Source organism: Fictibacillus sp. NRS-1165 (genome assembly GCF_050468105.1).
Classification (GTDB): domain Bacteria; phylum Bacillota; class Bacilli; order Bacillales; family Fictibacillaceae; genus Fictibacillus_C; species Fictibacillus_C terrinigri.
In genome coordinates this window covers 1-729 of record NZ_JBDPNU010000199.1, presented here as the reverse complement: position 1 = coordinate 729, position 729 = coordinate 1, and the positions used below count along the sequence as shown (strand labels likewise).

Annotated in this window: 2 protein-coding genes; both read left to right on the top strand. The window is 48.6% G+C overall.

What is annotated here, in order from left to right; all coding sequences use genetic code 11:
* Positions 1–261: propanediol/glycerol family dehydratase large subunit (locus ABHN01_RS25880; RefSeq protein WP_429877928.1), on the top strand; the 261-nt coding region annotated here is incomplete at its 5' end.
* A gap of 15 nt (positions 262–276) precedes the next feature.
* A partial coding sequence (locus ABHN01_RS25875; protein ID WP_429877927.1) for a glycerol dehydratase reactivase beta/small subunit family protein occupies positions 277–729 on the top strand: 453 nt, incomplete at its 3' end.

The window sequence follows — 729 nt, the reverse complement described above, 5'->3', positions numbered from 1 at the left end:
TCCGGTTTTGATGTCGCAATGATTTTGGCCAAACGTGGATACCGCCAGACGTCTGAACGGATCTTTAATATGCTGAAGCAACGGGTGGCAGGTGATTATTTGCATACATCCGCCATAATAAACGGTGACAATGAAGTGATAAGCGCGGTAAATGATGAGAACGATTACATGGGACCTGGCACAGGCTACCGGTTAAGCGAAAAAAGATGGGAAGAAATTAAAGGAATCCGCCAAGCCATCAGCCCGAAGGATTTTGATTAGAGGAGAGGAGTCCATATGACGACAGCAGCCTTTTCAATAGAAATGAAACTGGCAGAAATTGGTCCCGCTACAAAAGGAACGAATCCAAGAGAAGTGGTTGTGGCCATAGCTCCTGCTTTTGGAAAAGAAATGAACAAAACGATTGTAAAGGTGGATCACGCCTTGGTCCTTCGCGAAATCCTTTCCGGAATTGAAGAGCAGGGAGCCGTCCCACGGGTCATCCGAAGCTTGCGCACGGCAGATTTAGCATTCATGGCCCATGGGGCAGCCAAAATGAGCGGGTCAGGAATCGGTATTGGCCTCCAGTCCAGGGGAACGACTGTCATCCATCAAAGGGATTTGGATCCATTGAGTAATCTGGAGCTATTTCCCCAATCCCCGTTAATTACTTTGGAAACATACCGGGCGATTGGAAGGAATGCTGCGATGTACGCCCTGGGAGAAAGCCCGAGCCCAGTACCTGTAGTA